6 protein-coding genes are annotated in these 8,781 nt (G+C 64.0%); 1 reads left to right on the top strand and 5 read right to left on the bottom strand.

Going from position 1 to position 8,781, the window contains the following annotated elements; translation table 11 throughout:
- Nucleotides 1-394 (bottom strand): thiamine pyrophosphate-dependent enzyme (locus PHD22_RS00460; protein ID WP_299860665.1); only part of this gene is annotated, 394 nt, incomplete at its 3' end.
- A 186-nt stretch (nucleotides 395-580) separates the two neighbouring features.
- Entirely contained in the window at nucleotides 581-1,969 is a 1,389-nt protein-coding gene (locus PHD22_RS00455; protein WP_299860662.1) for an aromatic ring-hydroxylating dioxygenase subunit alpha, read from the bottom strand.
- Between the two features lie 233 nt (nucleotides 1,970-2,202).
- Here PHD22_RS00455 and PHD22_RS00450 point away from each other — a divergent pair, with 233 nt between their 5' ends.
- Entirely contained in the window at nucleotides 2,203-5,109 is a 2,907-nt protein-coding gene (locus PHD22_RS00450) for a transporter substrate-binding domain-containing protein (RefSeq protein WP_299860659.1), read from the top strand.
- Nucleotides 5,110-5,218: 109 nt separating this feature from the next.
- Here PHD22_RS00450 and PHD22_RS00445 read toward each other — a convergent pair whose 3' ends face one another.
- The 3 genes from PHD22_RS00445 to PHD22_RS00435 all read right to left on the bottom strand — a co-directional run bounded on the left by PHD22_RS00445 (nucleotide 5,219) and on the right by PHD22_RS00435 (nucleotide 8,730).
- Entirely contained in the window at nucleotides 5,219-6,424 is a 1,206-nt protein-coding gene (locus PHD22_RS00445; RefSeq protein ID WP_299860656.1) for an SRPBCC family protein, read from the bottom strand.
- Between the two features lie 96 nt (nucleotides 6,425-6,520).
- Nucleotides 6,521-7,300 carry a glucose 1-dehydrogenase gene (locus PHD22_RS00440; protein ID WP_299860653.1) on the bottom strand — a complete coding sequence of 260 codons (780 nt, stop codon included), beginning with the start codon at nucleotides 7,298-7,300 and terminating at the stop codon, nucleotides 6,521-6,523.
- Entirely contained in the window at nucleotides 7,297-8,730 is a 1,434-nt protein-coding gene (locus PHD22_RS00435) for an FAD-dependent oxidoreductase (protein ID WP_299860650.1), read from the bottom strand. Before PHD22_RS00435 ends, PHD22_RS00440 begins: the two co-directional genes overlap by 4 nt.
- Nucleotides 8,731-8,781 lie beyond the last annotated feature (51 nt).

Here is an 8,781-nt window from a genome sequence, read left to right as displayed (position 1 = left end):
AGGCCAGGCCATTGGCGATGGGCAGGCCGGCGCCGACGATGCCGGTGGTCACCGGCAGGCCGGAGGCCACGTGGGTCACGTGCATCGGCCCGCCCTTGCCCTTGCAGCTGCCGGTGGCACGGCCAAACAATTCGGCCACGAAGGGCTTGAGCGGAATGCCCTTGGCCAGCTGGTCATGGATGCCACGGTAAGTGGTCACCACGTAATCGGCCGGTGTCAGGCTCACCGAGATCGCTGCCGGGATCAGTTCCTGCCCCCGCGGCGAGTAGTAAGGCGAGGCAATCTGCCCGGCCTTGATCAATTCGATGAAGCGATCGTCGGCGGTCTTGATCAACGTCGCGATGCGGTAAATATCCAGCAGAACCTGCCTGCTGGGCTGTTGCGTCTCACTCATGCCCTACCTCTCGACTGGGTTGGTGTTGGGAACCGGGGCACTGCGGGTGCCGCGGGTGCCTCCGGAAAACGGTCCTGTGATCTTTTCCCGGAAGGGCTCTCCCGAAAACAAAACCAACAATCCCGTTTGTTTTTTTAAAGTATATCTACAGCGATGGGGCTGCACAAGGGGAGAAGCGCGACTCCCTCAGTCCGCCAGAAAAACGTCCAGCCGCTGGTGATGGTGACGGATCCGCAGCTCCTGATAGCTGGCCAGGGTCACGACCCCGCTCAGGGAAGACTTCAAGCCACGGGTCATGTGGGGCAGGTTGCGCATGTCCTGATCCAGCACCGGGCCGAGAGCGCCCAGTTCGGGGGCGCTGCTGAAGGGCTGGTCATCGCTCAGCTCATGCACCGGCACCGCTGCCGGCTTCGGCTCCCCATGCTTGTGGCGCCCCAGTACCATCACATCGTAGATGCAACTCTCCGGGTTGTTGCCATCCGGGAGCACCCGATAGACGATGTTGCCAAAATAGCCGGCCCAGATCTGGAAGTTGGGAAAGACCGAATAGAGGATGGCGTCCTGGAGTTCAGCCAGGGTGGCGTGGGACAAGTCCCGGCCCGTGGCTTCGGCAAAGACCGCCCGGTTCATCTCGCCCACATAGGCCCGCGCGGTCATGCCCTGGGGAAGCTGGTGGGCGCCCCCGTCGGCATCGGCCATCCGGCCGGAGGCAGCAATGCAGTCGTGCATCACCTCCGCTTCGGTAACCCCTTCCAGATTCGGGCTGGGGATGGACATGGGGGTGATGCAGCGGGCCACATTGTCGCCGAAGACATCGTACTGGCTGTCCACATCGTCGGTGAAGGTGAGGATGTGGGGATGGGTCGCCCGCACGTGGAAGGATTCGAAGAAAGCCTCCTGGGCCAGCTTCCAGTTGCACGGAATGCGCTTCCGGATGTGGACCAGGGTGGTGGCATGCTCCAGGTCGTAGTCAGCACAATGGGCTGGAAGCACCCCCAGCCAGTCTGCCAGGGACGGTGCCGCCGGATCGAAACAGATGAAATGAAAACCAGCCCAGGACTCCACCCGGAGTTGGGGCAGGTCCTGGCGCTCGGGGGGCAGATGGGTGAAGTCCCAGGCACAGGGCAAGCTCTGCATGGCCCCCTGGAGATCCCAGGTGAAACCGTGGAAGGGGCAGCGCAACTGTTTCACCTTGCCCCCTGCCGGGCGCAGCGCAATCCCGCGATGCAGGCAGGAGTTGGCAAAGGCGCGCACCTGACCATCCTCCCCACGCATGACGATCACCGAACGCTCACCAATGTCATATACAAGATGGTCACCCGCTTCCGGGATGGCCTCATCCCGGGCCACGAACTGCCAGGCGCGGGGCCACATCCTTTCCATTTCCCGGTGGTGGAAATCTGCCGAGAACCAGCGCGCCACCGACAGGTCGGCATTACCCAGCCGGGCCGGCTCTGCAGGCTTGAGAAAGTCCGGCACCGGCACCTTTTCATCGGCCAGCAAGCGCTGAAAGGTGGCGGGATCCCCCAGCTCGGCGGGGTTGTTCAAGGCATGGGGGGTGATGGGTGCATTCATGTTTGTCTCCTCCTGGATCGGGCGCTTGAAGCGCCTCGGGTTGGCAGCCCCTGCCTGAGACCATGCCCGTGACAGGGGTCAGGCGAGGATTGTCCCTGACAGGGAATACCCCTGACTTGATCATGGTCAAAAAAACGAACATATCTGTTTTTAAAATCAACCCTCGTGCCCGCACCCTGCCCCCGGCAGGGATGGGATATAGTGAAACCATGTGCCCTCCCTGACCCACGCCCATGGGACGCATCAGACTGCTGACTTCCCTCGTTCTATTGACACTCGGCCTGCCGGGCTCTCCGGCCGATGCACAGGCAGTCGACCCCGAGCGTCTGCAGGAGCTCACCGGGGCGGCAGCGCGGATCCCCTCCCGGCAGGTACTGAAAGTCGTCAGTGACGACAATTTCCCTCCCCTGCTCTTCCGCAACGAGGAAGGTGAGGTCGTCGGTTACACCGCAGACCTCTGGGCGCTCTGGGAAAAGAAAACCGGCATCCGGGTCGAACTGACGGCCACCAACTGGGCCAACGCCCAGCGCCTGATCCAGGAAGGCCAGGCAGACGTGATCGACGTCATCTACCGGACACCTCCCCGGGAGAGCCTCTACGATTTTTCGGCACCCTATGCGGAAATGCCGGTAGCCATCTACCGCCACTCCTCCATCAGCGGTATTGATCGCATCGGTACGCTCAAGGGTTTTGTGGTCGGCGTGCAGAAGGGAGATGCATGCGTCGATTTCCTGACCGGCAAGGGCTTGACCAATCTCGCCTTGTATACCAACTACACGGATCTCATCGAAGCCGCCCGCAGGGAGGAGATCAAGGTTTTCTGCCTGGACGAACATCCCGCCAACTTCTACCTCTACAAGGCCGGCGCCCAGAAAGATTTCAGCAAGGCCTTCGCCCTCTACACGGGTCATCTGCGCCGGGCGGTCCTCCAGGGGCACACGGACACCCTGCAGCGGGTGGAGGCCGGCTTCAAGGCGATCAGCCCGGAAGAAGAGGCGGCGCTGCGACGCAAATGGATGGGGGAGCGCTCCATGAGCCTGGAGCGCTTCGGCGTCTATCTGGGCTGGAGCGCCCTCGCGCTGCTGGCCGTGGGTGCCCTGCTCCTCGCCTGGAACCTCACCCTGCGGCGCCGGGTGGCGCGGCAGACGGCGGCCCTGAACCATACCCTCAAAGCGCTCCAGCAGGCCCACCGGGTCACCCAGGATGTGCAGGAAAGGCAAGCCGCCATCCTCCAGGCGATTCCGGACCTGCTGTTCGAATTTGATCAGGAGGGGCGCTATCTGAACGTTTTCGCTGGCGATGAGCAGTCCCTGGTCGCCGACCGGGAAAAACTGATCGGACATCGGGTGGACGACATACTGCCCGATGACGCGGCCCGGACAGTCCAGGCGGCCGTGCAGGGCGCCCTCGCCAACGGGCACGACTACGGCCGCAGCATCTGCCTGGAGATGAACAGTCAGACCCGCTGGTTCGAACTCTCGGCCACCCGCAAGGCCGACGCCCCTCAGGTGCTGATCCTGTCCCGGGACATCACCCAGCGCCGGGTGGCCGAGCAGGACAAACACTCCCGGGCCCTGTTCGAGGCGGCACCGATTGCCCTGTTCCATGTACGGGATGGCGCCATCGATGCGGTGAATCAGCGCTTCGTCGAACTGTTCGGATACCGTCCGGAGGAAGTCCGCACACTGGAGGACTGGTGGCAGCGGGCCTACCCCGACCCCGCTTACCGCCACCAGGCACAGGCCCTCTGGCAGTCGGCCATCGCACAGGCCCGCAAGACGGATGGCCGCCTGGAAGGGCTCGAGTACGAGATCTGCTGCAAGAACGGGCAGCGGCGGGACATCCACACCGGCGGCCAGCTTCTGGATGACGGCTGGATTGCCACGTTCAGCGACGTGACGCCCCTGAAGGCAGCCGAAAGCGCCATGAAGGCCGCCCGGGATGCCGCAGATGCGGCCAGCCAGGCCAAAAGCAGCTTCCTCGCCAACATGAGCCACGAGATCCGCACGCCGATGAATGCGATCCTTGGCTATACCCACACCCTGCGCAGAAGTCCCCTCGCCCCCGAGCAGCAGGAACGGCTCACGAAGATCGAAGGGGCCAGCAAGCACCTGCTGGCAATCCTCAATGATGTGCTCGACATCTCGAAAATCGAGTCGGGGAATCTGCAGCTGGAACAGTCGGTCTTTGCCTTGAGTAGCGTCATGGATTATGTCCACTCCCTGAGCGCCGAGGGGGCTGCCGCCAAGGGCCTCCGCATGACACTCGACAAGGGCGGCGTGCCCGAGTTTCTCAAGGGGGATGCCACCCGCCTGCGGCAGTGCCTGCTCAACTACGTCACCAACGCCCTCAAATTCACCGAACAGGGCCACATCGCCCTGCGAGCCCGCCTGCAGGAAAAACGGGGGGCGCAGATCCTGGTGCGCTTTGAAGTGGAGGACACGGGCGTCGGCATCGAACCGGCAGACCTGCCGAAACTGTTCCAGCCTTTCCGTCAGCTGGATGTCTCCACCACCCGCCGCCATGGCGGCACCGGCCTGGGCCTGGCCATCACCCTGCGCCTGGCCGGGCTGATGGGGGGTTCCGCCGGGGTGGACAGCGCCCCTGGCACAGGCAGCACCTTCTGGTTCACCGCCTGGCTGGAGCCGGCCGAAGCCGCCGGCCAGGCGCCCTCGGCCGGGGACCAGGCCAGCCTGCAGGCGATCTTCCAGCGCCACGCGGGGCGGCGGATCCTGCTGGTGGAGGATGACCTGGTCAACCAGGCCGTGGCCATCGAGCTGCTGACCGACAGTGGCCTGCTGATCGATGTGGCCAACAATGGCCGGGAGGCACTGGAACAGGTCCAGCAGAGACCCTATGCACTGGTGCTGATGGATATGCAGATGCCGGAAATGGGGGGTGTGGAAGCCACCCGGAAGATCCGGGAGCTACCGGAGCACTCCGGCATCCCCATCATCGCCATGACCGCCAATGCCTTCGACGAAGACCGGGAGCGATGCCTGGCGGCCGGCATGAACGACTTCATCTCCAAACCCGTCGCGCCCGAAATCCTCCACGCAACCCTGCTCCACTGGCTTGACCGCCGGGACGGTCTGCCCGCCGGACACCGGACCCATCTGGCCCCGGTACCGGATCCATAAGAAGCTGCCCGATCCGGGCCCCTCCAGGTGAGTGCGGCCTGCCGGATGCCCAAAAAAAGTGGCGGGCCTCTCGGCCCGCCAGACATTCCGGTGATGACTTACAAGATGATCAGGCGGCGGCGGCCACCCCCACCTTACCCACCGGGGCCTCTACAGGCTCTTCCCCGATCCCACGCAGGAAGGCCTTGTGCATGTTCTGCAGGGCCGGCTCGTTGGCACCGAAGGTGCTGAACTGGATCATGCCGGCGTTGAGGTTCTTCATCACGTTGGCCGATACCCAGTAGTCCTCCTCGTCCACCACCTTGCGGATGAATTCGAAGTGCGCCTGGGGGTCGTTGCCGTCCCAGCCCTTCTCACCCCCCTTGCGGATGTAGCTGCGGAAGACCGTGCGGTGCTCACCGGGGTTGTCGCCGGGATAGAGCTTGAAGAACTCCACCGACACCGGGGAGACCAGCAGGGAAATGTTGGGGTAAATGAAATGCACCAGCTGAAAATCGTTGAAGATGTCCATACCCCATTCGGACTCGGGGAGACTCTTCAGCCGCAGCAGGCTCTCATTCGGGAAGGCGAGGCGATGGTTGCGCCCATCCGGACCGAAGGTGTCAAAGGCCGAAGTGTTGCCGATGGAGATACCCCCGAGGGTATTCTTGTGCAGGGCCAGGAAGTGGTAGCCCTCACAGAAGGTGTCCAGGGCCAGCTTCCAATTGGTATTGAGCTTCCAGACATGCTGGTTCACGTAGGAGGTGGAACCCAGGTCCCACATCTCGAAGACGGGCGCCAGATCACCGAGGATCTCATCGACCGAGACCTTCACATCCTGATGCAGGCCAACGAAGATCATCCCGTACTTCTCTTCCACCGGCAGGCGGACCAGGTCGTAGAGGGACTTGTCGATGGCACCGAAGCTCTGCTCCTGCCAGACCCCCCGCAGCTTGCCTTTCAGGTCGAAACCCCAGTTGTGGTAGGGGCAGGCCAGGGAAGCGCTCTTGCCACAGCCATCTTTCAGGCGGGCCGCCCGGTGGGTGCAGGCATTGAGGAATGCATTCACTTTGCCTTCGTTGTCCCGGGTCAGCAACACCGGCACCCCCAGGTCATCGTAGGTGAAATAGCTGCCCTTTTCCGGCAGGTCGCTGGAGAAGCACACCAGCTGGGGCTCATCCTTGAAGATGGTGGCTTTTTCCCGGGCGAACAGCGCCGGATCGGTATAAACCGATGAGGGCTGACGGTAGGCGCTGGAGGCGCTGTCAGTGGTGCCGGCATCCACCAGGGCCAGCATGCGCTTGGCCAAGTCTCGATAAACTTGTACGTTTTCCATTGTCTCGCTCCTATTCCTGTGGTCAGGATGGTTTGTTTTTTATACGCCGCCAGTATCCATGCACGCAGCGCTGCCCACAACTACCGGATCAGGTAGTCAGGCGCCCGGGGCGCCGGGCAGCCCCTCAAAATAGCGCCCGGCCAGATTGCCGCCGTCCACCACCAGCTCGGCGCCGCAGACATAGCTTGCCTCGTCTCCAAGCAGGAAGAGCGCCATGCTGGCGATTTCCGCCGGTCGGCCGATGCGCTGGACCGGCTGCCCCTGATAAGCCCGGTTGAGGGCCTCGGTGTCCCCGTCGAACATGCTGCCCATGCTCGTATCCACCCCGCCCGGGTGAATCGAATTGACCCGTACGCCCCGATGACCCAGTTCCAGGGCGGCCACCCGGCTCAAGCCCCGCAGGCCCCATTTGCTGGCGCAATAGGCGCTCATGGAATTCCAGGCGGTCATGCCGCCGATGGACGAGATGTTGACGATGCTGCCCCGCCCGCGGGCGCTCATGGCCTGCCCCACGTACTTCATTCCGAGAAAGGGCCCCATCAGGTTCACATCGATGACCCTGCGGAAGTCTGCCAGTCCGGTCTGGGCGATCGTCTCGGAGAAATTGATTCCCGCATTGTTCACAAGTCCGTCGATGCTCCCCCAGCATTCCAGCACCGCGGCCACCACCCGCTGCCAGTCGGCTTCAAGGGTCACATCCAGATGCTGGAAAAGGGCGCCGTCGCCCAGCTCGGTGGCCAGCGCCTGACCTTCCCCATCGAGCAGGTCGGCAATCACCACGCGGGCCCCTTCGGCATGGAACAGGCGGACCATGGCAGCGCCCATGCCCCGCGCCGCGCCAGTCACCAGGACCACCCGGCCGGCAAGGCACTTCATGCCACCACCTCATCCTGTGCCCGCAGGGCCAGGGCCGCCCGGCCGGCCTCGATGCCGGCAAGACGACCGAAGACCACTGCATTACCGATGGAGAGGCCGCCGCCGCCATAGCGCTCCCCGTGGAAGCAGCCGAGCACCTCGCCTGCGGCGTACAGACCAGGGATCGGACGCTGGTGGACATCGAGCACCCGGGCCTGCTTGTCGATGTCCAGCCCTGCCGCCGTCAGGCCAATGATCGCGGAACGGATCTCCACCGCGTAGTAGGGCCCCTGGCGGATCGGGAAATAGGCCGGGGCCTGCTTGAAAAACTGGAAATCGCCGCCGGCATCGCAATCGGCGTTGTAGCGGGCCACGGTCTCTTCCAGAGCCAGACCATCAATGCCTACCTGCGCCGCCAGGGCCTGCAGGCTGTCGGCCACCTTGACCCGGCCGGTCTTCACTTGGGCGCGCAGGGTGGGCTCTTCCCAGGTGGGAATGCTGATACCCGCGTTGTAGGGGTCCAGGTACTTGGTGTTGGTGCTGGCTTCCACCAGGGCCTTCTCGTCGAAGATGGCCCAGGCGCGCCGCTCGGTCTGCTCGTTGAGCAGGTAACCGCACACGCTGTAGGGCGACAGCTCCGACATGAAGCGGCGGCCCTCCTTGTTGACCGCGATGATCCAGGGCGGCAGGAAGGCCTCCAGTGAGCGGCTGAAACCCGAGGTGGGCAGCACCAGGCCGGTGTCGTGGCCGACCACGCCGGCACCCACCTGCTCGGCCAGGGTGATGCCGTCGCCCTGCACAAAGGGCACGTCCTTGTGCACGGCCCAGGTCCAGCCCTCATGCCAGGAGGATGGGTAAAGTCGCTGGAGCATCTCCGGATTGTTGCCGAAACCACCGGTGGTGACCACCACCACCGGGGCACGCAGCTCGGTCCCCAGGGCCCTGACACCGACGACCCGGCCGTCCTCGAACAACAGCGCCTCCACCCGGGTTCCCAGGGCGGTGTCGATGCCCTTGGCGCCGGCCGCGTTGATCAGCGCATCGGCGATGCCGGAACCCGCCCCCTGGCTCGAATGGCCCCGGGCCACGCTATCCACGCCGGACTTGACCAGCCATTCCTTGGGAAACTCGCTGCCCAGTTCAATCAGCCACTCCAGCGCCGGCCCGCAATGATCGGCGTAGTAACGGATCAGGTCGGGCCGCAGCTTCCAGCGGTTGAGGGTCATCAGGTAGTCGTAGAGATCGTCCGGGGTATCGTCGGCGATGCCCGCGGCCCGCTGCACGCTGGTCCCGCAGGCGTAGAACACCCCGCCCGACTGGGCCGTGGCGCCGCCCAGCCTGCCATCCGCCTCGATGACCATGCAGCGGGCGCCTTGCTGGTGGGCCATCAATGCCGCCGCCAGGCCGGCACCGCCGCCGCCCACAATGATTACGTCGTAATCCCATTCCATGTTGTGTCTCCTTCTTGTGTTGTCCAGGGGCGAAGAACATCGCCCTTCTGT

It is taken from the genome of Zoogloea sp., from assembly GCF_028693495.1.
Taxonomy (GTDB): domain Bacteria; phylum Pseudomonadota; class Gammaproteobacteria; order Burkholderiales; family Rhodocyclaceae; genus Zoogloea.
This window is presented reverse-complemented; position numbering and strand designations above follow the sequence as displayed.

Bases quoted from the DNA above. Each gene is read 5' to 3' on its own strand.
- PHD22_RS00440 (WP_299860653.1), bottom strand. From the start codon at position 7,300: ATGAAGTGCCTTGCCGGCCGGGTGGTCCTGGTGACTGGCGCGGCGCGG.
- PHD22_RS00445 (WP_299860656.1), bottom strand. From the start codon at position 6,424: ATGGAAAACGTACAAGTTTATCGAGACTTGGCCAAGCGCATGCTGGCC.
- PHD22_RS00435 (WP_299860650.1), bottom strand. From the start codon at position 8,730: ATGGAATGGGATTACGACGTAATCATTGTGGGCGGCGGCGGTGCCGGC.
- PHD22_RS00450 (WP_299860659.1), top strand. From the start codon at position 2,203: ATGGGACGCATCAGACTGCTGACTTCCCTCGTTCTATTGACACTCGGC.
- PHD22_RS00455 (WP_299860662.1), bottom strand. From the start codon at position 1,969: ATGAATGCACCCATCACCCCCCATGCCTTGAACAACCCCGCCGAGCTG.